The sequence below is a fragment of the Citrobacter sp. RHB36-C18 genome, from assembly GCF_013814485.1.
Taxonomy (GTDB): Bacteria; Pseudomonadota; Gammaproteobacteria; order Enterobacterales; family Enterobacteriaceae; genus Citrobacter; species Citrobacter braakii.
The window spans coordinates 4310122-4328485 of sequence record NZ_CP057125.1 but is presented as its reverse complement, the minus strand read 5'-3'; the positions used below and the strand labels follow the sequence as shown (position 1 = coordinate 4328485).

Below are 18364 nucleotides of genomic sequence, written 5' to 3'. Positions count from 1 at the left end.
ACATTCATGAGTGAAATGATTTACGGCATCCATGCGGTGCAGGCTCTGCTGGAACGTGCGCCTGAGCGCTTCCAGGACGTCTTTATTCTCAAAGGTCGTGAAGATAAACGCCTGCTGCCGCTGATCCACGCACTGGAAGCACAGGGTGTTGTCATTCAGTTGGCTAACCGCCAGTTCCTGGATGAGAAAAGCGAGGGTGCGGTACATCAGGGAATTATTGCTCGCGTGAAGCCGGGTCGTCAGTATCAGGAAAACGATCTGCCGGATCTGATTGCTACGCTCGATCAGCCGTTCTTTTTGATCCTCGATGGTGTTACCGATCCGCATAACCTGGGGGCATGCCTGCGTAGCGCCGATGCTGCTGGCGTCCATGCTGTTATCGTACCGAAGGATCGTTCTGCGCAGTTGAATGCAACGGCGAAAAAAGTGGCCTGCGGCGCGGCAGAAAGCGTACCGCTGATCCGTGTGACCAACCTGGCGCGCACTATGCGTATGCTGCAGGAAGAGAATATCTGGATCGTCGGAACCGCAGGTGAAGCTGACCATACTCTCTACCAGAGCAAAATGACCGGACGTCTGGCGCTGGTGATGGGCGCAGAGGGTGAAGGTATGCGTCGTTTGACCCGCGAACACTGTGACGAACTGATCAGCATCCCGATGGCTGGGAGCGTTTCGTCGCTGAACGTTTCAGTTGCGACGGGCATCTGCCTGTTTGAGGCTGTACGCCAGCGCGGCTAAACTATCTCCCTCATTTCTCTCTTCTCTCAAGCCATCCTTCGGGATGGCTTTTTTGTGACCGTTGTCCCATGCGTGCTCCTCTCTGTCTGACCATACTTAAGGTGACGGCCATTGACGGAGGGAGACACAATGCACTGGCAAACGCATACCGTTTTTAACCAACCTGTACCGCTCAATAACAGCAACTTATATCTGTCCGATGGCGCGCTGTGTGAAGCGGTTATCCGTGAAGGCGCTGGCTGGGACAGCGATCTTCTCGCCAGTATTGGTCAGCAGCTAGGGACTGCCGAGTCGCTCGAGCTTGGCCGTCTGGCCAATGCTTTTCCACCCGAGTTGTTGCGCTACGACTCGCAGGGTCAGCGGCTGGATGATGTGCGTTTTCATCCTGCCTGGCATTTACTGATGCAGGGATTGTGCGCCAATCGCGTACATAATCTGGCCTGGGAAGAAGATGCGAGGCAGGGAACATTTGTTGCCCGGGCGGCCCGTTTCATGCTGCATGCGCAGGTGGAAGCGGGCACGTTGTGTCCGGTTACCATGACTTTTGCCGCCACGCCGTTGTTACTTCAGATGTTACCTGCACCCTTTCACGACTGGTTTACGCCGCTGCTAAGCGACCGTTATGACTCGCATTTACTGCCAGGAGGGCAAAAGCGTGGGTTATTGATCGGCATGGGAATGACCGAGAAGCAGGGGGGGTCAGATGTGCTGAGCAATACCACTCAGGCAGAACGTCTTACAGACGGCTCGTATCGACTGGTGGGACATAAGTGGTTTTTCTCCGTGCCACAAAGCGATGCCCATTTGGTACTGGCCCAGGTAAAGGGAGGCTTATCCTGCTTTTTTGTACCGCGATTTTTACCCGACGGGCAGCGTAATGCTATCCGTCTGGAGCGGCTGAAAGATAAGTTAGGCAATCGCTCCAACGCCAGCTGCGAGGTTGAATTCCACGATGCGATTGGCTGGCTATTGGGTGAAGAAGGGGAAGGGATACGTCATATCCTGAAAATGGGTGGGATGACGCGTTTTGACTGTGCGCTCGGCAGTCATGGCATGATGCGACGTGCTTTTTCTGTCGCGATTTACCATGCGCACCAGCGACAGGTTTTTGGCAAACCATTGATCGAACAACCGATGATGCGCCAGGTATTAGGTCGGATGGCGCTCCACCTGGAAGGTCAGACGGCGTTACTGTTCCGACTGGCACGGGCCTGGGACCGTCGCGCTGATGCCAAAGAATCTCTGTGGGCCAGGTTGTTCACGCCAGCAGCGAAATTCTCTGTTTGCAAAGCCGGTATGCCGTTTGTTGCAGAGGCGATGGAAGTGCTCGGCGGGATTGGCTACTGCGAGGAGAGTGAGTTGCCGCGCCTGTATCGTGAGATGCCGGTAAACAGTATCTGGGAGGGCTCTGGCAACATTATGTGCCTCGATGTATTGCGGGTGCTGACAAAACAACCCGGCATATACGATATGCTCAGCGAAGCCTTTGCTGAGGTAAAAGGGCAAGACCGACATTACGATCGAATGGTACGTCAACTACAGCAGCGTTTACGTAAACCCAGTGAGGAGTTGGGACGGGAGATTACACAGCAGCTTTTCCTGCTCGGTTGCGGGGCGCAGATGTTGCGCTATGCCTCTCCGCCAGTGGCGCAGGCCTGGTGTCAAATGATGCTCGATACGCGTGGTGGACTACGATTGTCCGAGCAGGTGCTGAACGACTTGCTCCTGCGGGCAACGGGGGGATTACGGTAATAATATGCCTGATGGCGACGCTGGCGCGCCTTATCATGCCTACATTCAATGTAGGCCGGAAAAGTTTACGCCATCCGGCAATCTGTTAAGCATAGAGTATGGCCTGTACGCGCCAGTTGTCGGGCTGCTGGTCTTCGTACATCTGAATGATCCGATACCATGAGGCACCCTGTTCATCCGCTTTTAACGCGATTACTCGTTCTACATCCTGCGGATTCCCTGCAATGTTACTGACAGATATCAGGCCAATTTCGTTCAGGCCTGTAACGCAGTCAGCACTGGCGAACTCGGCAGACTGCGCCGTAGTACCTACCAGTCCGGCAGAAAGCAGCAGTGAGGATAAGGCAAGTGATTGTTTCATCGTCAGCTCCATTATTCGTACCCCTACACACGGCAGGGCATTCCATCGCGATCATAAACCTCAAGCTTCCTGCTGTTGGTTTATTGTGCACAGGTAAACGCATAGCGGCGCAAAGCAATGTAAAGCTGACTAAATTCCTACCCAATGTTATTTACGATACAAAATAGCCTGTGAATACCATTGGCCTGTCACGATGGTTTCATCCACTAATAAAACCACGTAGTAATCAGCTTTAGCCGCGACGGCTTTGTCACGGATCTCTGCCAGCGCATCATCCGGAGAGCCTCTTACCAGCGCGCTGACCGTTCCTATTCGCTGTAACCCATTACTCTGGTCACGGCGGATCTCCTGCGGGTGGTCGGCAACGGGCGGTGCGGGTTGCGGCGTTCCCTGTAGCACGCTACAGGCGCTTAAAAGCATCACCAGCAATAAAGAGGCAAACCGACGCATAACTCTATCTCGTTTCCTGATAGCCATAGTGTAGTGCCTTATCAATTTCCCTTTAGGGGAATGTTCCCGAAGTGTTATCTCTCACGCGATTTTCGAATGAAAATGTTGCGAAAGCGTAACCCAGTTCTCAACATTATGAATCATTGCCGAACACATTCGCTTGCGTTAAGTATTGCTGCATGGCATACCAGAAAAAAAGAGGCGAAAAATGATCGAAATTGAAACACGACAGTTGGCTGGTATCCCTGTCCTGCACGCCGTTCCGGCTGGCAAACGCGAGTGTTCACTCCCTTGCATTATTTTCTATCACGGGTTTACATCTTCAAGTCTGGTCTATAGCTATTTTGCCGTTGCTCTGGCTCAGGCCGGATTCCGGGTTGTCATGCCCGATGCGCCCGACCATGGTGCCCGCTTCAACGGTGATGCTCAGGAGCGAATGTTTCGCTTCTGGCATATATTGCAGCAAAACATGCAGGAGTTTACGACGTTACGTGCGGCGCTGGTGGCGGAAAATTGGCTATCAGATGAAAGACTTGCTGTTGCGGGGGCGTCGATGGGAGGCATGACGGCGTTGGGCATTATGGCCCGCCATCCCGAGGTTAAATGTGTAGCCAGCCTGATGGGTTCGGGCTATTTTACCCGTCTTGCACAGACGCTTTTTCCCCCTTTACGGGTCCAGACGCCAGAGCAGCAGGCAGAGTTCGATGCCATTATCGCACCGCTCGCCGAATGGGATGTTACGCATCAACTACAACGGCTGGCCGACCGACCGTTGCTGTTGTGGCATGGACAGGAGGACGATGTGGTGCCCGCGGTTGAAACCTTCCGCTTACAGCAGGCGCTGATTCAGGCAGGGCTGGATAACAATTTAACCTGCCTGTGGGAAGCGGGCGTACGCCACCGCATCACGCCAGAGGCGCTGGCAGCGACGGTAACGTTTTTTCGCCAGCACCTTTAAACGCGCACGATGCTTACGCCCTGAGCTTCAAGTTGTTGCAGAATCTCAGGGTTAGCGTTTTTGCCGGTAATCAGCATATCGATTTGATCGGCGCGACTGAACAGCATCCCCGCGCGTTCACCGACCTTACTGCTATCGACCAGCACCACCAGTTTACCCACTACGTTAAGCATCTTCTGCTCAGCCATCGCGGTTAGCATATCGGTTTTATACAGTCCGTCCGCGGTCAACCCTTTACCGCTGGTAAACATCCAGTGTCCGGCATACAGGCTATTTTCGCTGCCTTGCGGACTAAGCGTGATGGACTGGCTTTTGTTGTATTGCCCTCCCATGATGATCACGCTGTCATGCTCCTGGTCGATCAGATAGTTCGCCAGCGGCAGATAATTGGTGATGATCTGCACCGGCTTGCCGCACATTTCACGACCAAGCAGGAAGGCGGTTGATCCGCAGTTGATCACCACGCTTTCACCCGCATTTACAAGCTGGGATGCGGCCTTGGCAATGCGAACTTTTTCATCGTGGTTCTGCGCCTGATGCAGATTCATAGGTGTCCAGCGCGGACGTTGCTGGGTGATGGCTTCTGCGCCATTGCGGACTTTCTTGAGTTTGCCGCTTTCGTCGAGTTTATTGATGTCCCGGCGTGCTGTGGCTGGTGAAATCCCCAGACGCTCAATCACGTTCTCAACGGTAACAAAGCCCAACTGCGCCAGCATATCCAGCAATATTTGATGTCTTTGTGCTTCAGTCATGAGCTATTCCGATACAAATTGATTTGAAAAGATGATATTTGAAATAGCCTGGAAATACTAAAGTAAATGGGAAAAATGCCGGAATGGCCCGGCATTTTGTAGGGGTCACAAGAAGGATTTAAACGGCAGATCCGGTTCAATCGTGAAGCAGTCATCAAAGCCGCGCGGGTAGTGATATTCAAAGTTATCTTTGTCCAACGGCCAGGTGAACTTACCGCCCACCTGCCAGATAAACGGCTTAAAGCCATACTTCAGTCGATCTTTTTTCATCTCCCACAGTACGCGGATCTCCTGAGGGTCGGCCTGGAAGTTTGACCAGATGTCATGATGGAAAGGGATCACCACTTTCGTATTCAACGCTTCCGCCATGCGCAGCATGTCGGAGCTGGTCATTTTGTCCGTAATCCCGCGCGGATTCTCACCATAGGAGCCGAGCGCAACGTCGATCTGGTGCTCGTTGCCATGCTTTGCGTAGTAGTTAGAGTAGTGCGAGTCTCCGCTGTGGTACAGCGTACCGCCCGGTGTTTTGAACAGGTAGTTTACCGCACGTGCATCCATACCATCCGGTAGCACACCTGCCGCTTTTTGATCGGCAGGTAGCGTGATTAATGCCGTACGATCAAACGCGTCAAGCGCATGAATTTCAATATCTTTCACTTTCACCACATCGCCTGGTTTTACCACGATGCAGCGCTCTTTTGGCACACCCCAACCGATCCACAGATCCACACAGGTTTGCGGCCCGATAAATGGCACGTCATCAGCGCAGTTTTGCATGACGGCGGCCGCGACATTCACGTCGATGTGATCGTTATGATCGTGTGTCGCCAGCACCGCATCGATCTGTCGAATTGCAAACGGATCAAGAACAAACGGCGTGGTGCGCAGGTTTGGCTGCAGTTTCTTCACCCCAGCCATGCGCTGCATCTGGTGGCCGGTTTTCATTAGCGGGTTACCGTGACTCTGTTTACCCGTTCCGCACCAGAAATCGACGCAGATGTTCGTCCCGCCTTCCGACTTCAGCCAGATGCCGGTACAGCCAAGCCACCACATAGCGAATGTGCCCGGGGCGACCTGCTCCTGTTCGATCTCTTCATTCAGCCAACTTCCCCACTCCGGGAATGTGCTCAGGATCCATGATTCACGCGTGATGCTTTTTACTTTACTCATCGCATTTACCTTCATATTCATTCAGATTAAGTCAATTTGTGATTTGTTTTGATTAATATTGACATCATTTTTTCAAGAAGGCAATGCGTTGATTTTCGCTGTTCAACGGGGAAATGTGATCAAATCACAGCGTGACAGGATGGTTTGCATGAGTGTTGGTTTTGTATTTTATTGTTTTAATAGAATTTATTTTGTCGTCGATGAATTGGAAGTAAAGCCACTCTGCAAGTGTGTGAATTATTTGCGTACTGCATCACATTTAATCAAATTCAATCTTGTTGTGATTACTTTTGAAAATTAGAGTGAGGGCACAACATCCTGGGCATCTGTAATGAATGTTCAGCAACTTCGTCTACTGGAGATCGTTATGGAGATCCTCTACAACATCTTTACCGTCTTTTTTAATCAGGTTATGACCAACGCGCCCTTGCTGTTGGGTATTGTGACCTGTCTTGGTTACATCCTGCTGCGTAAAAGCGTCAGCGTTATTATCAAAGGCACGATCAAAACGATTATCGGTTTTATGTTGCTGCAAGCGGGATCGGGCATTCTGACCAGCACGTTTAAACCGGTGGTGGCGAAGATGTCCGAAGTTTACGGTATCAATGGTGCGATTTCCGATACCTATGCCTCCATGATGGCAACCATCGAACGTATGGGCGATGCCTATAGTTGGGTGGGTTATGCGGTGTTGTTGGCGCTGGCGCTGAATATTTGTTACGTACTGCTACGGCGTATTACCGGCATTCGCACCATCATGCTGACCGGCCACATAATGTTCCAGCAGGCGGGCCTGATTGCCGTCTCTCTCTACATCTTCGGTTACCCGATGTGGACCACCATCATCTGCACCGCGGTGCTGGTGTCCCTCTACTGGGGCATTACTTCCAATATGATGTACAAGCCGACGCAGGAAGTGACCGACGGCTGCGGTTTCTCCATCGGTCACCAGCAGCAGTTCGCTTCATGGATTGCCTACAAAGTCGCGCCTTATCTTGGTAAGAAAGAGGAGAGTGTTGAAGATCTGAAGCTGCCGGGCTGGCTGAATATCTTCCATGACAACATCGTTTCTACCGCGATTGTTATGACCCTCTTCTTCGGCGCGATCCTGCTCTCTTTCGGTATTGATGTGGTTCAGGCGATGGCGGGTAAAACCCACTGGACGGTCTATATCCTGCAGACCGGTTTTTCGTTTGCCGTCGCTATTTTCATCATCACTCAGGGCGTTCGTATGTTCGTTGCTGAGCTTTCAGAAGCGTTCAACGGTATCTCTCAACGTCTGATCCCGGGTGCAGTGCTGGCTATCGACTGCGCGGCGATTTATAGCTTTGCGCCCAACGCGGTGGTCTGGGGCTTTATGTGGGGCACCATCGGCCAACTGATTGCGGTGGGCATCCTGGTGGGTTGCGGCTCTTCTATTCTGATTATCCCTGGCTTTATTCCGATGTTCTTCTCGAACGCGACTATCGGCGTGTTTGCTAACCACTTTGGCGGCTGGCGCGCGGCGCTCAAGATTTGCCTGGTGATGGGGATGATCGAAATCTTCGGCTGCGTCTGGGCGGTGAAGCTCACCGGGATGAGCGCCTGGATGGGCATGGCGGACTGGTCAATTCTGGCGCCGCCGATGATGCAGGGCTTTGCCTCCATCGGCATCGTGTTTATGGCCGTCATTATTCTGATTGCACTGGCTTATATGTTTTTCGCAGGACGCACCTTGCGCGCTGAGGAAGACGCAGAAAAACAACTGGCAGAACACTCTGCTTAATAAGGAGTTCCGATTATGACCGTACGTATTTTGGCTGTATGTGGCAATGGGCAGGGGAGTTCCATGATCATGAAGATGAAGGTGGATCAGTTTTTAACCCAGTCAAATATTGACCATACGGTAAACAGTTGCGCAGTAGGCGAATACAAAAGTGAACTGAGCGGCGCGGATATCATCATCGCTTCTACCCATATCGCCGGTGAGATTACCGTATCAGGCAATAAATATGTTGTTGGCGTACGCAACATGCTGTCTCCCGCCGATTTTGGACCAAAACTGCTGGAAGTGATCAACGCGCATTTCCCTCAGGACGTGAAGTAAGGAGGCGGCCTATGAAATTACGTGATTCGCTGGCAGACAATAACACCATCCTTTTACAGGCTGAGGCCAGCTCCTGGCAGGAAGCGGTAAAGCTGAGCGTGGATCTGCTGGTTAAGGCTGATGTGGTTGAACCACGCTACTACCAGGCCATCCTCGACGGAGTCGAACAGTTCGGCCCGTATTTCGTGATTGCGCCCGGCCTGGCAATGCCGCACGGCCGTCCGGAGGAAGGGGTCAAGAAAACCGGTTTTGCGCTGGTGACGCTGAAAACACCGCTGGTGTTTAACCACGAAGATAACGACCCGGTCGATATCCTGATCACTATGGCGGCAGTAGACGCCAACACACATCAGGAAGTCGGCATCATGCAGATCGTGAATCTCTTTGACGACGAAGCCAATTTCGACCGTTTACGTGCCTGCCGTACCGCGCAGGAAGTGCTGGATTTAATTGATAACGCCACTGCGGCGGCTGTTTAAAAGGATACCAAAATGTCATTACCTATGTTGCAGGTTGCGCTGGATAACCAATCAATGTCTTCCGCCTATGAAACGACGCGTCTGATTGCCGAAGAGGTCGATATCATTGAAGTGGGCACGATTCTTTGCGTGGCAGAGGGGGTGCGCGCCGTACGCGATCTGAAGGCGCTTTATCCGCATAAAATTGTGCTGGCAGACGCCAAAATCGCTGACGCGGGTAAAATCCTCTCGCGCATGTGTTTCGAAGCCAACGCTGACTGGGTTACCGTCATCTGCTGTGCGGATATCAACACCACCAGGGGGGCGCTGGAGGTGGCGAAAGAATTTAACGGCGACGTGCAGATTGAACTGACTGGTTACTGGACCTGGGAGCTGGCGCAGGAGTGGCGTGACGCGGGCATTGGGCAAGTGGTATATCACCGCAGCCGTGACGCGCAGGCGGCGGGTGTGGCGTGGGGAGAGGCAGATATTAGCGCCATCAAACGCCTTTCTGATATGGGCTTTAAGGTCACCGTCACCGGCGGCCTGGCGCTGGAGGATCTGCCGCTGTTCCAGGGGATCCCTATCCACGTCTTTATTGCCGGACGTAGTATTCGCGATGCCGCCTCTCCGGTAGACGCTGCGCGTCAGTTCAAACGTTCCATCGCCCAACTGTGGGGATAAGGAGCGACTATGTTGTCGAAACAGGTCCCGCTCGGTATCTATGAAAAAGCGCTCCCCGGCGGGGAGTGCTGGCTGGAACGCTTGCAGCTGGCGAAGGAACTGGGCTTTGATTTTGTCGAAATATCGGTTGATGAAACCGACGATCGCCTGGCGCGTCTTGACTGGCGCCGCGAGCAGCGACTGGCGCTGGTGGCCGCTATCGCTGAGACAGGGATACGCGTACCGTCCATGTGCCTGAGCGCTCATCGTCGTTTCCCGCTTGGCAGTGAAGATGATGCGGTGCGCGAACAGGGGCTGGAGATCATGCGTAAAGCCATTCAGTTTGCGCAGGATATCGGTATTCGCGTTATTCAACTGGCGGGTTACGACGTCTATTACCAGCAGGCCAATAACGAAACGCGTCGTCGGTTTCGCGATGGGCTGAAAGAGAGCGTGGAGATGGCGAGCCGCGCGCAGGTGACGCTGGCGATGGAAATCATGGATTATCCGCTGATGAATTCGATCAGCAAGGCACTGGGTTATGCCCACTATCTCAACAATCCGTGGTTCCAGCTGTATCCCGATATTGGCAATTTGTCGGCGTGGGATAACGACGTGCAGATGGAGCTGCAGGCTGGGATGGGTCATATCGTTGCCGTACACGTGAAGGATACCAAACCCGGTGTATTCAAAAATGTGCCGTTTGGTGAAGGGGTTGTTGAGTTCGAACGTTGTTTTGCGACGCTCAAACAGAGTGGGTACTGCGGACCATACCTGATTGAGATGTGGAGTGAAACGTCGGACGACCCGGCACGTGAAGTCGCGAAGGCGCGCGACTGGGTGAAGGCGCGAATGGCCAGCGCAGGTCTGGTGGAGGCGGTGTAATGCAAAAACTTAAACAGCAGGTTTTTGAGGCCAATATGGATTTGCCGCGCTACGGGCTGGTGACGTTCACCTGGGGGAACGTCAGCGCCATTGACCGCGAGCGCGGTCTGGTGGTGATTAAGCCTAGCGGCGTCGACTACCAAACGATGCAGGTAGATGACATGGTGGTTGTGGATCTGGCCGGCAACGTAGTGGAAGGACGCTATCGTCCTTCTTCTGATACCGCCACCCATCTGGTGCTGTATCGCCGCTATTCTTCTCTCGGCGGCGTGGTGCACACCCACTCAACCCACGCGACGGCATGGGCGCAGGCGGGTCTGGCAATTCCCTCGTTCGGCACGACGCATGCGGATTACTTCTTTGGCGATATTCCCTGCACCAGGGCGTTAACTGAAGCTGAAGTTCAGGGCGAGTATGAGCTAAATACCGGTAAGGTGATTGTCGAAACGCTGGGGGAGGTGGAACCTTTGCATACGCCTGGCGTAGTGGTGTACCAGCATGGCCCGTTTGCCTGGGGCAAGGATGCTCACGATGCGGTACATAACGCCGTGGTGATGGAGGAAGTGGCAAAAATGGCATGGATTGCGCGTGGCATTAATCCGGCGCTTAGCCCCATCGACAGTTATCTGATGAATAAGCATTTCATGCGTAAGCACGGTCCAAACGCCTATTACGGACAGAAGTAACGACTAAGTCCTGGAGCCCAATCATTCAGGGGATGTTATCGATCTGGTTTCGGGACTTTTTTGCAAAAAAAGCCCCCTGTGAAGGGGGCAAATTAAACTGTGGCAATGTTCTCGTTGGTTATTTCTGGTGCTAGCGGTAAATATCTGCACTGGCGTGCATATTTCCGTTACTACCGGGTTCCCTGGTGAGGATCACGTGGTAGTAGGTTGCGCCTTGCGCATCGGTCTCTTCATTCAGGGCCTGAGTGGCTTCACTTTCAGTGGCGAAGTTATGATTTATGTAAATGACGCCTAAGCTCTGCACATCATCCATATTCCTGGCCTGATGATTGTCAATTTTGATGGCTGCCGTTGCATTTGCACTAAGCAAAAGCATAGCCAGAAGGGTCAAAACACGGGCTCGCATATGTACCTCCTCGACTGCGGTCTCTGGTTGCCTCTCTCCTGTGAGTGATTAGCTTCTGATGTAATTTTAACCGTTACCGGCGCAGTCGATAGCGACCATTTCTGATGCAGTTGTTCAAAAAATTACCGCATAGCCATCTTTTCTTTTATTAACAGGCCGCTGGTGTGTACCGCTGCGGTGAAAAATACCTGTCTTTCGCGCATAAGCACTTACCAAATAGTCAATTTAATCGGGTGAGTACGCCGTTTATAGTGAGCCGGATAATTAATATAACTTTATGATAATAAGGCAAAAACTTATGGATACTTCATTCATGGATTTCAGCTACTTTGTGATTATGTTTATGGTCGCGCTGGTGGCAGGCTTTATTAACGTGGTGTCGGGCGGCGGTGGTTTTCTCTCGATTGGCGCACTGTTAATTTCTGGTTTACCCCCGGCGAATGCGCTGGCAACCAATAAGATTCAGGCACTGGGCAGCTCGCTGACCTCCGGGATTTATTTTTTACGCCGGGGGCATATCAACGTGCAGGAGCACAAGTATGTGTTTTTATCTGCCTTTATCGGTTCTGCGATGGGAACGACGCTTATCCAGTTCATTGAACCGGAGCTGCTGAAGAAACTGCTCCCGATCCTGATTATCGCGGTCGCTATCTACTTTATTTTTGCGCCAAATCTCAGCGAACCGAAAAGAAAGCAGCAGGTATCCCTGTTTCTCTTCTCGTTGATTGGCGGGGGATGCATTGGTTTTTATGACGGCTTTCTCGGTGCCGGGGCTGGCTCCTTTTATACCCTCAGCTATATCCTACTGTGGGGATACAGCATCGATAAGGCGCAAATTCACTCGAATTTTATTAACCTGGCGTCCAACATCGCCTCGATTTTGTTCTTCATTTTTGGCGGTAAAATGATCTGGTCACTGGGGCTGGTGATGTTTGCCGGGCAGTCCCTCGGCGCACGTCTTGGCGCGACGGTCGTACTAACGCGCGGCAAGAAAGTTATCCGACCCATGATTGTCATTGTCTCCATTTGCATCAGCGTCAAAATGCTGCTGGATATGTATTAATGGCGACATGATAAATAATCGTACAATTACCTTGAGTTTAGTGGCAGGCGCCAGTATTATGACGCGTCAATTTTTCAGCCGACCTTTAACACGTTCCTTGCCTCCCCGGGCCTCGGCTGACCCAGACAGGAGGCTGAATAATCCGTAAGGAGCAATTCGATGCGTCATTACGAAATCGTTTTTATGGTCCATCCTGACCAGAGCGAACAGGTTCCGGGTATGATCGAACGCTACACTGCTGCCATCACTGGTGCAGAAGGCACGATCCACCGTCTGGAAGACTGGGGCCGCCGTCAGCTGGCTTACCCGATCAACAAACTGCACAAAGCTCACTACGTTCTGCTGAACGTTGAAGCGCCGCAGGAAGTGATCGATGAGCTGGAAACTACCTTCCGCTTCAACGATGCCGTTATCCGCAGCATGGTTATGCGTACTAAACACGCTGTTACCGAAGCATCTCCGATGGTTAAAGCGAAAGACGAGCGTCGTGAACGTCGCGATGATTTCGCTAACGAAACCGCAGATGATGCTGAAGCTGGGGATTCTGAAGAGTAATTTCTGATGACCAACCGTCTGGCGTTGTCCGGCACCGTGTGCAGGGCTCCCCTTCGAAAGGTCAGTCCATCAGGAATTCCTCATTGCCAGTTCGTGCTTGAGCATCGTTCTGTGCAGGAGGAAGCCGGGTTTCACCGGCAGGCGTGGTGCCAAATGCCCGTTATTATTAGCGGACACGAAAACCAGGCCATTACTCACAGTATAACGGTCGGTAGCGCAGTGACCGTTCAGGGGTTCATCTCTTGCCACAAGGCAAAGAACGGCCTGAGCAAAATGGTTCTGCATGCCGAGCAGATTGAATTGATAGATTCTGGAGACTAGCCATATGGCACGTTATTTCCGTCGTCGCAAGTTCTGCCGTTTCACCGCGGAAGGCGTTCAAGAGATCGACTATAAAGATATCGCTACGCTGAAAAACTACATCACCGAAAGCGGTAAGATTGTCCCAAGCCGTATCACCGGTACCCGTGCAAAATACCAGCGTCAGCTGGCTCGCGCTATCAAACGCGCTCGCTACCTGTCCCTGCTGCCGTACACTGATCGTCATCAGTAATCGGTCACGGTCCATTAATACGACTTTGAGAGGATAAGGTAATGCAAGTTATTCTGCTTGATAAAGTAGCAAACCTGGGTAGCCTGGGTGATCAGGTTAACGTTAAAGCGGGCTATGCTCGTAACTTCCTGGTACCACAGGGTAAAGCTGTTCCTGCTACCAAGAAAAACGTTGAATTTTTCGAAGCGCGTCGCGCTGAGCTGGAAGCTAAACTGGCTGACGTTCTGTCCGCTGCTGAAGCTCGTGCTGAGAAAATCAACGCACTGGAAACCGTAACCATCGCGTCTAAAGCTGGCGACGAAGGTAAACTGTTCGGTTCCATCGGTACTCGCGACATCGCTGACGCTGTAACTGCAGCTGGCGTTGAAGTAGCTAAGAGCGAAGTTCGTCTGCCGAACGGCGTTCTGCGTACCACTGGTGAGCACGAAGTGAGCTTCCAGGTTCACAGCGAAGTGTTTGCTAAGCTGACTGTAAACGTAGTTGCAGAATAAGTTTTTATTCTGATTACCGCGTAAAAGCGCCGGCCTTGTGTCGGCGTTTTGCTTTTCTGTTCCCTCCGCTTTTCGCTCTGGCTATTCTTTATCCTTTTCGGGATAATCATAAAAATAAAACATTATTTCAAAGTGGTGATGGAATGGAACCAACGCACCAACCTCTGTTTGCGCGTAAAAATGTTGTCTACCTGAGCGCAGCGTTCTGCTGTCTGCTGTGGGGGAGCGCCTATCCGGCGATCAAAAGCGGATATGAGATCTTCCAGATTGCCACGGATGACATTCCTTCAAAAATTGTCTTTGCCGGCTATCGCTTCCTGTTTGCTGGATTATTGCTGGCGGTGGCGCAGCGTAAACCGATTGGCCGGTTAAGCCCGCGTCAGTACGGTCAGCTCACGCTGTTGGGACTGACGCAAACCTCGCTGCAATACATCTTCTTCTATATTGGCCTGGCGTTCACGACGGGGGTGAAGGGGTCGATCATGAACGCGACCGGCACCTTCTTCAGCGTGCTGCTGGCCCATTTTATCTATCAGAACGACAAGCTGAGCTACAACAAAGTGCTGGGCTGTATCCTGGGCTTTACCGGTGTAATGGTGGTGAACTTTAGCAGCGGACTGGATTTTAACTTCAGCCTGTTAGGGGACGGTTCAGTGGTGATGGCGGCCTTTATTCTTTCTGCCGCCACGTTATACGGTAAACGCATTTCTCAGACGGTAGACCCGACGGTAATGACAGGATATCAGTTGGGCGGCGGCGGTCTGGCGCTGGTTATCGGCGGCTACGCTTTTGGTGGCACGCTAACCGTACACGGCGCGTCTTCAGTGGCGATTCTGGGCTACCTGACGTTACTCTCTTCGGTCGCTTTTGCGTTATGGAGTATTCTGCTCAAGCATAACCGCGTGGGGATGATTGCGCCGTTTAACTTCCTGATCCCGGTTTCGGGGGCGGTTCTGTCGGCGATATTCCTCGGCGAAAACATTCTCGAATGGAAATATGCACTGGCGCTGGTGCTGGTCTGTTCCGGGATCTGGTGGGTGAACAAGGTGAAGCGCTGACGCTTCACCTTGATGTCTGATGCGCTGTGTTTATCAGGTCTACAGGTGTGCCGGTTAACGGGCGCGAATAAAACTGCCGTTAGGTTGTCGAGTAAACAGTACCTGCTGACCATTACCGGTATCAATGGTTAATCCCGTTACCACGCCGTTGGCATTCTGCCTGATTTGTATCATCTGGCCGTCTTTCAGGTTGCTCAGCGGTTTTCCGGCACCTTCAACCTGCGCCATTGCGTATACATCGGTTGGCGGGAGGTTATGGTCACGGAATACCTGCGCCAGCGTTTTGCCCGAGTCTACGCGATAGGAGCGCCACTGCTGCTCAATTCCACTATCCTGTTGGAAAGGTTGCGTCTGCGGCTGAGATTGCTGAGCCTGCGGCTGCGCGTCTGGTTCTCCTTCCTGGATTGGCTCTGGGGCAAGCGGAGCGACCTGGCCCGGATCGTTTTGCGGGGCGACCAACTGTGCCTGCAGTTGAGCTTCGGTCGGTGGCTGCGACTGTGACTGTAAATCCAGCTGGGCAGTACGCGTAACCACAGGGGCATCGCTGGTGTCACTGGAGGGCAGCAGGAAGCCTATCACCAGCACGATAGCAGCAATTATAATGCCGCGTCGGTGCATAGGCGGTAGCGGATCCATAATGCGAAAATTGTCCGGTGCATGCCAGATTTTCGCCAGGGTTGGTTTTAATTCAAAGCGCCCGGGCATGGCTTTCCTCCTGCTCCGCGTCTCGTTCCTCGATCATAGAGTATAGATGGCTAATGCTATGATGTTCGTCATATTACCCGCTTTCGTGACGTCAACGCGGGGTATTCCTATTGTTTATGTTTCCTCGCGATTTGTCATCTGTTCCCGAGACAAAGTTTTACCGGATGCGGCATGGCTGATATGCTGCCCGCTACTTTACATCCGATGAAAGGAAATATGATGGCTAACCCGACTTTTGACACTATCGAAGCGCAAGCAAGCTACGGCATTGGTTTGCAGGTAGGACAACAGCTGAGTGAATCCGGACTGGAAGGACTGTTGCCTGAAGCGCTGGTAGCGGGTATCGCTGACGCGCTGGAAGGTAAGCACCCGGCAGTGCCGGTTGATGTTGTGCATCGCGCACTGCGTGAAATCCACGAACGCGCTGATGCAGTTCGTCGCGAGCGTTTCCAGGCTATGGCGGCTGATGGCGTCAAATATCTGGAAGAAAACCGTGAGAAAGAGGGTGTGAACAGCACTGAATCCGGTTTGCAGTTCCGTGTTCTGACTCAGGGCGAAGGTGCTATTCCAGCGCGTACTGACCGCGTTCGCGTGCACTACACCGGTAAACTGATCGACGGTACCGTGTTTGACAGCTCTGTCGCACGCGGCGAACCGGCTGAATTCCCGGTTAACGGCGTGATCCCTGGCTGGATTGAAGCGCTGACCCTGATGCCGGTAGGTTCCAAATGGGAACTGACTATTCCTCAGGAACTGGCTTACGGCGAGCGTGGCGCTGGCGCGTCCATTCCTCCGTTCAGCACGCTGGTGTTCGACGTTGAGCTGCTTGAGATCCTGTAAGCAGTGACTTCTGTTCCCTCCGAGGCCGGGGGGAACAAAAAAATAGCGTGAAAAGCTATAGTTACGTGGTTGTCGATATTTTATTTTGCAAATGCCTCGTTAGCGTGTATTTTTGTGAGCTGATTCGCGCTATCAGAGTGATATGACACTCACTTTAAACATTAAATTAACATTATATCTAAATCTTAGTATTCATCCCGCCAATTCTTACCTAATATCGATGAGTCCTGATAATCAGGAACGTCGTATCATAGACACACTAAAGGCCGTAGAGCCTGAACAACACAGACAGGTACAGGAAGAAAAAACATGGTAGATCAGGTAAAAGTCGACGCCGCTGAAGAGGCTTCGTCTGAACAGTCGCTACGGCGCAATCTCACAAACCGTCATATTCAACTTATTGCTATTGGTGGTGCTATTGGTACCGGCCTGTTTATGGGCTCTGGTAAAACCATCAGCCTCGCCGGACCGTCGATCATCTTTGTGTATATGATTATCGGTTTTATGCTGTTTTTCGTGATGCGTGCAATGGGTGAATTGCTGCTCTCGAATCTGGAGTACAAATCTTTTAGTGATTTCGCCTCTGATCTGCTCGGGCCATGGGCCGGGTATTTTACCGGCTGGACTTACTGGTTCTGCTGGGTTGTTACCGGGATGGCAGACGTTGTCGCCATTACGGCGTATGCGCAATTCTGGTTCCCCGAACTTTCAGACTGGGTCGCCTCGCTGGCGGTGATCGTGCTGCTGCTGAGCCTCAACCTTGCCACTGTAAAAATGTTCGGTGAGATGGAGTTCTGGTTTGCGATGATCAAAATCGTCGCCATCATCGGCCTGATTGTCGTTGGTCTGGTGATGGTGTTGACGCACTTCCAGTCGCCAACCGGCGTTCAGGCATCGTTCACGCATCTGTGGAATGACGGTGGCTGGTTCCCGAAAGGTCTGAGCGGCTTCTTTGCTGGCTTCCAGATAGCCGTGTTCGCGTTTGTGGGTATTGAGCTGGTGGGAACGACCGCTGCAGAAACCAAGGACCCGGAGAAATCTCTGCCGCGCGCCATTAACTCGATTCCGATCCGTATCATCATGTTCTACGTTTTTGCGCTGATCGTGATTATGTCCGTAACACCGTGGAGCTCGGTAGTGCCAACCAAGAGCCCATTCGTTGAACTGTTTGTGCTGGTCGGGCTGCCTGCCGCGGCGAGCCTGATCAACTTTGTGGTGCTGACTTCAGCTGCCTCTTCCGCAAACAGTGGCGTGTTCTCTACCAGCCGTATGCTGTTCGGCCTGGCACAGGAAGGCGTAGCGCCTAAAGCATTTGCCAAACTGTCTAAACGCGCAGTTCCGGCGAAAGGTTTAACCTTCTCCTGTATCTGTCTGCTGGGCGGCGTGGTGATGCTTTACGTGAACCCGAGCGTGATTGGCGCGTTCACCATGATCACCACCGTGTCGGCGATTCTGTTCATGTTCGTCTGGACCATCATTCTTTGCTCGTACCTGGTGTACCGCAAGCAGCGTCCGCACCTGCATGAAAAATCAATCTACAAGATGCCGCTAGGCAAGCTGATGTGCTGGGTATGTATGGCGTTCTTCGTCTTCGTACTGGTACTGCTGACGCTGGAAGATGATACCCGCCAGGCGCTGATCGTGACGCCGCTGTGGTTCATCGCGCTGGGTCTGGGATGGTTGTTTATCGGTAAGAAACGTATGGCAGGTATGCGTTAATTTTAGTGCCCGGTA

General features: G+C 52.4%; 23 protein-coding genes. 17 read left to right on the top strand and 6 right to left on the bottom strand.

All coding sequences use genetic code 11. From position 1 onward, the window contains the following. The first annotated feature begins 6 nt into the window (after positions 1 to 6). Positions 7 to 738: a 23S rRNA (guanosine(2251)-2'-O)-methyltransferase RlmB gene (gene rlmB / locus HVZ52_RS20540; protein WP_003830482.1), complete on the top strand. Its 732-nt coding sequence runs from the start codon at positions 7 to 9 to the stop codon at positions 736 to 738. A 129-nt stretch (positions 739 to 867) separates the two neighbouring features. Next, the gene (locus tag HVZ52_RS20535; protein ID WP_181598642.1) at positions 868 to 2490 is read left to right on the top strand and encodes an isovaleryl-CoA dehydrogenase; all 1623 of its coding nucleotides are present in this window, start codon (positions 868 to 870) and stop codon (positions 2488 to 2490) included. 85 nt (positions 2491 to 2575) lie between these two features. Here the strand turns inward: HVZ52_RS20535 and yjfN are convergent, their stop codons facing one another. After that, positions 2576 to 2851, bottom strand: coding sequence for a DUF1471 family protease activator YjfN (gene yjfN, locus HVZ52_RS20530; RefSeq protein ID WP_016155512.1), 276 nt, complete (start codon positions 2849 to 2851; stop codon positions 2576 to 2578). A 147-nt stretch (positions 2852 to 2998) separates the two neighbouring features. Then, a complete protein-coding gene (gene bsmA, locus HVZ52_RS20525; RefSeq protein ID WP_029139740.1) occupies positions 2999 to 3328 on the bottom strand; it encodes a biofilm peroxide resistance protein BsmA in 330 nt (109 codons plus the stop codon). A 181-nt stretch (positions 3329 to 3509) separates the two neighbouring features. On the opposite strand from bsmA, the gene yjfP reads away from it, so the two are divergent. Further along, the gene (gene yjfP, locus HVZ52_RS20520) at positions 3510 to 4259 is read left to right on the top strand and encodes an esterase (RefSeq protein ID WP_016151422.1); all 750 of its coding nucleotides are present in this window, start codon (positions 3510 to 3512) and stop codon (positions 4257 to 4259) included. Here the strand turns inward: yjfP and ulaR are convergent. Both ulaR and ulaG read right to left on the bottom strand, forming a co-directional pair. Then, positions 4256 to 5011, bottom strand: coding sequence for an HTH-type transcriptional regulator UlaR (gene ulaR / locus HVZ52_RS20515; protein ID WP_016151423.1), 756 nt, complete (start codon positions 5009 to 5011; stop codon positions 4256 to 4258). The two genes, yjfP and ulaR, sit on opposite strands and share 4 nt — an antisense overlap. Before the next feature lie 105 nt (positions 5012 to 5116). Beyond that, entirely contained in the window at positions 5117 to 6181 is a 1065-nt protein-coding gene (gene ulaG, locus HVZ52_RS20510) for an L-ascorbate 6-phosphate lactonase (protein WP_016151424.1), read from the bottom strand. Positions 6182 to 6548: 367 nt separating this feature from the next. Between ulaG and ulaA the strand changes: the two genes are divergently transcribed. The 6 genes from ulaA to HVZ52_RS20480 are packed head-to-tail and all read left to right on the top strand — an operon-like array spanning position 6549 to position 10959. Further along, positions 6549 to 7946 (top strand): PTS ascorbate transporter subunit IIC, encoded by a 1398-nt coding sequence (ulaA, locus tag HVZ52_RS20505; RefSeq protein WP_016155515.1) that lies wholly within the window; start codon positions 6549 to 6551, stop codon positions 7944 to 7946. A gap of 15 nt (positions 7947 to 7961) precedes the next feature. Continuing rightward, positions 7962 to 8267: a PTS ascorbate transporter subunit IIB gene (ulaB, locus tag HVZ52_RS20500; protein ID WP_016151426.1), complete on the top strand. Its 306-nt coding sequence runs from the start codon at positions 7962 to 7964 to the stop codon at positions 8265 to 8267. Positions 8268 to 8278: 11 nt separating this feature from the next. Beyond that, complete coding sequence (gene ulaC, locus HVZ52_RS20495) at positions 8279 to 8746, top strand: PTS ascorbate transporter subunit IIA (protein WP_016155516.1); 468 nt, start codon at positions 8279 to 8281, stop codon at positions 8744 to 8746. Between the two features lie 12 nt (positions 8747 to 8758). Next, complete coding sequence (locus HVZ52_RS20490; protein ID WP_053389338.1) at positions 8759 to 9409, top strand: 3-keto-L-gulonate-6-phosphate decarboxylase UlaD; 651 nt, start codon at positions 8759 to 8761, stop codon at positions 9407 to 9409. Between the two features lie 9 nt (positions 9410 to 9418). Beyond that, a complete protein-coding gene (locus tag HVZ52_RS20485) occupies positions 9419 to 10273 on the top strand; it encodes an L-ribulose-5-phosphate 3-epimerase (RefSeq protein WP_016151429.1) in 855 nt (284 codons plus the stop codon). Next, entirely contained in the window at positions 10273 to 10959 is a 687-nt protein-coding gene (locus tag HVZ52_RS20480) for an L-ribulose-5-phosphate 4-epimerase (protein WP_047358892.1), read from the top strand. The genes HVZ52_RS20485 and HVZ52_RS20480 overlap by 1 nt, the downstream gene beginning before the upstream one ends. Before the next feature lie 130 nt (positions 10960 to 11089). Here HVZ52_RS20480 and yjfY read toward each other — a convergent pair whose 3' ends face one another. Further along, positions 11090 to 11365 (bottom strand): DUF1471 family protein YjfY, encoded by a 276-nt coding sequence (gene yjfY, locus HVZ52_RS20475; protein ID WP_016155520.1) that lies wholly within the window; start codon positions 11363 to 11365, stop codon positions 11090 to 11092. 298 nt (positions 11366 to 11663) lie between these two features. Between yjfY and HVZ52_RS20470 the strand changes: the two genes are divergently transcribed. The 6 genes from HVZ52_RS20470 to HVZ52_RS20445 all read left to right on the top strand — a co-directional run bounded on the left by HVZ52_RS20470 (position 11664) and on the right by HVZ52_RS20445 (position 15085). Beyond that, a complete protein-coding gene (locus tag HVZ52_RS20470; protein WP_016151432.1) occupies positions 11664 to 12428 on the top strand; it encodes a TSUP family transporter in 765 nt (254 codons plus the stop codon). A 159-nt stretch (positions 12429 to 12587) separates the two neighbouring features. Further along, positions 12588 to 12983: a 30S ribosomal protein S6 gene (gene rpsF / locus HVZ52_RS20465; RefSeq protein WP_016151433.1), complete on the top strand. Its 396-nt coding sequence runs from the start codon at positions 12588 to 12590 to the stop codon at positions 12981 to 12983. A gap of 6 nt (positions 12984 to 12989) precedes the next feature. Then, the gene (gene priB / locus HVZ52_RS20460; RefSeq protein WP_003025674.1) at positions 12990 to 13304 is read left to right on the top strand and encodes a primosomal replication protein N; all 315 of its coding nucleotides are present in this window, start codon (positions 12990 to 12992) and stop codon (positions 13302 to 13304) included. A 4-nt stretch (positions 13305 to 13308) separates the two neighbouring features. Then, positions 13309 to 13536, top strand: coding sequence for a 30S ribosomal protein S18 (rpsR, locus tag HVZ52_RS20455; protein ID WP_000135199.1), 228 nt, complete (start codon positions 13309 to 13311; stop codon positions 13534 to 13536). A gap of 41 nt (positions 13537 to 13577) precedes the next feature. Continuing rightward, positions 13578 to 14027 (top strand): 50S ribosomal protein L9, encoded by a 450-nt coding sequence (rplI, locus tag HVZ52_RS20450; protein ID WP_003025676.1) that lies wholly within the window; start codon positions 13578 to 13580, stop codon positions 14025 to 14027. Between the two features lie 143 nt (positions 14028 to 14170). Beyond that, positions 14171 to 15085, top strand: a complete 915-nt coding sequence (locus HVZ52_RS20445) for a DMT family transporter (RefSeq protein ID WP_181598641.1) — start codon at positions 14171 to 14173, stop codon at positions 15083 to 15085. Between the two features lie 54 nt (positions 15086 to 15139). Here HVZ52_RS20445 and HVZ52_RS20440 read toward each other — a convergent pair whose 3' ends face one another. Then, a complete protein-coding gene (locus HVZ52_RS20440; RefSeq protein WP_019078213.1) occupies positions 15140 to 15790 on the bottom strand; it encodes an OapA family protein in 651 nt (216 codons plus the stop codon). A 219-nt stretch (positions 15791 to 16009) separates the two neighbouring features. Here HVZ52_RS20440 and fklB point away from each other — a divergent pair, with 219 nt between their 5' ends. Both fklB and cycA read left to right on the top strand, forming a co-directional pair. After that, positions 16010 to 16630 carry an FKBP-type peptidyl-prolyl cis-trans isomerase gene (gene fklB / locus HVZ52_RS20435; RefSeq protein WP_003025685.1) on the top strand — a complete coding sequence of 207 codons (621 nt, stop codon included), beginning with the start codon at positions 16010 to 16012 and terminating at the stop codon, positions 16628 to 16630. Between the two features lie 309 nt (positions 16631 to 16939). Then, on the top strand, positions 16940 to 18349 hold the full coding sequence (gene cycA / locus HVZ52_RS20430; RefSeq protein ID WP_016151437.1) for a D-serine/D-alanine/glycine transporter: 1410 nt from the start codon (positions 16940 to 16942) through the stop codon (positions 18347 to 18349). Positions 18350 to 18364 lie beyond the last annotated feature (15 nt).

What these genes read in the sequence shown, in the direction of transcription:
- rlmB (WP_003830482.1), top strand. Translation starts at nt 7, where the DNA reads ATGAGTGAAATGATTTACGGCATCCATGCGGTGCAGGCTCTGCTGGAA.
- HVZ52_RS20535 (WP_181598642.1), top strand. Translation starts at nt 868, where the DNA reads ATGCACTGGCAAACGCATACCGTTTTTAACCAACCTGTACCGCTCAAT.
- yjfN (WP_016155512.1), bottom strand. Translation starts at nt 2,851, where the DNA reads ATGAAACAATCACTTGCCTTATCCTCACTGCTGCTTTCTGCCGGACTG.
- bsmA (WP_029139740.1), bottom strand. Translation starts at nt 3,328, where the DNA reads ATGGCTATCAGGAAACGAGATAGAGTTATGCGTCGGTTTGCCTCTTTA.
- yjfP (WP_016151422.1), top strand. Translation starts at nt 3,510, where the DNA reads ATGATCGAAATTGAAACACGACAGTTGGCTGGTATCCCTGTCCTGCAC.
- ulaR (WP_016151423.1), bottom strand. Translation starts at nt 5,011, where the DNA reads ATGACTGAAGCACAAAGACATCAAATATTGCTGGATATGCTGGCGCAG.
- ulaG (WP_016151424.1), bottom strand. Translation starts at nt 6,181, where the DNA reads ATGAGTAAAGTAAAAAGCATCACGCGTGAATCATGGATCCTGAGCACA.
- ulaA (WP_016155515.1), top strand. Translation starts at nt 6,549, where the DNA reads ATGGAGATCCTCTACAACATCTTTACCGTCTTTTTTAATCAGGTTATG.
- ulaB (WP_016151426.1), top strand. Translation starts at nt 7,962, where the DNA reads ATGACCGTACGTATTTTGGCTGTATGTGGCAATGGGCAGGGGAGTTCC.
- ulaC (WP_016155516.1), top strand. Translation starts at nt 8,279, where the DNA reads ATGAAATTACGTGATTCGCTGGCAGACAATAACACCATCCTTTTACAG.
- HVZ52_RS20490 (WP_053389338.1), top strand. Translation starts at nt 8,759, where the DNA reads ATGTCATTACCTATGTTGCAGGTTGCGCTGGATAACCAATCAATGTCT.
- HVZ52_RS20485 (WP_016151429.1), top strand. Translation starts at nt 9,419, where the DNA reads ATGTTGTCGAAACAGGTCCCGCTCGGTATCTATGAAAAAGCGCTCCCC.
- HVZ52_RS20480 (WP_047358892.1), top strand. Translation starts at nt 10,273, where the DNA reads ATGCAAAAACTTAAACAGCAGGTTTTTGAGGCCAATATGGATTTGCCG.
- yjfY (WP_016155520.1), bottom strand. Translation starts at nt 11,365, where the DNA reads ATGCGAGCCCGTGTTTTGACCCTTCTGGCTATGCTTTTGCTTAGTGCA.
- HVZ52_RS20470 (WP_016151432.1), top strand. Translation starts at nt 11,664, where the DNA reads ATGGATACTTCATTCATGGATTTCAGCTACTTTGTGATTATGTTTATG.
- rpsF (WP_016151433.1), top strand. Translation starts at nt 12,588, where the DNA reads ATGCGTCATTACGAAATCGTTTTTATGGTCCATCCTGACCAGAGCGAA.
- priB (WP_003025674.1), top strand. Translation starts at nt 12,990, where the DNA reads ATGACCAACCGTCTGGCGTTGTCCGGCACCGTGTGCAGGGCTCCCCTT.
- rpsR (WP_000135199.1), top strand. Translation starts at nt 13,309, where the DNA reads ATGGCACGTTATTTCCGTCGTCGCAAGTTCTGCCGTTTCACCGCGGAA.
- rplI (WP_003025676.1), top strand. Translation starts at nt 13,578, where the DNA reads ATGCAAGTTATTCTGCTTGATAAAGTAGCAAACCTGGGTAGCCTGGGT.
- HVZ52_RS20445 (WP_181598641.1), top strand. Translation starts at nt 14,171, where the DNA reads ATGGAACCAACGCACCAACCTCTGTTTGCGCGTAAAAATGTTGTCTAC.
- HVZ52_RS20440 (WP_019078213.1), bottom strand. Translation starts at nt 15,790, where the DNA reads ATGCCCGGGCGCTTTGAATTAAAACCAACCCTGGCGAAAATCTGGCAT.
- fklB (WP_003025685.1), top strand. Translation starts at nt 16,010, where the DNA reads ATGGCTAACCCGACTTTTGACACTATCGAAGCGCAAGCAAGCTACGGC.
- cycA (WP_016151437.1), top strand. Translation starts at nt 16,940, where the DNA reads ATGGTAGATCAGGTAAAAGTCGACGCCGCTGAAGAGGCTTCGTCTGAA.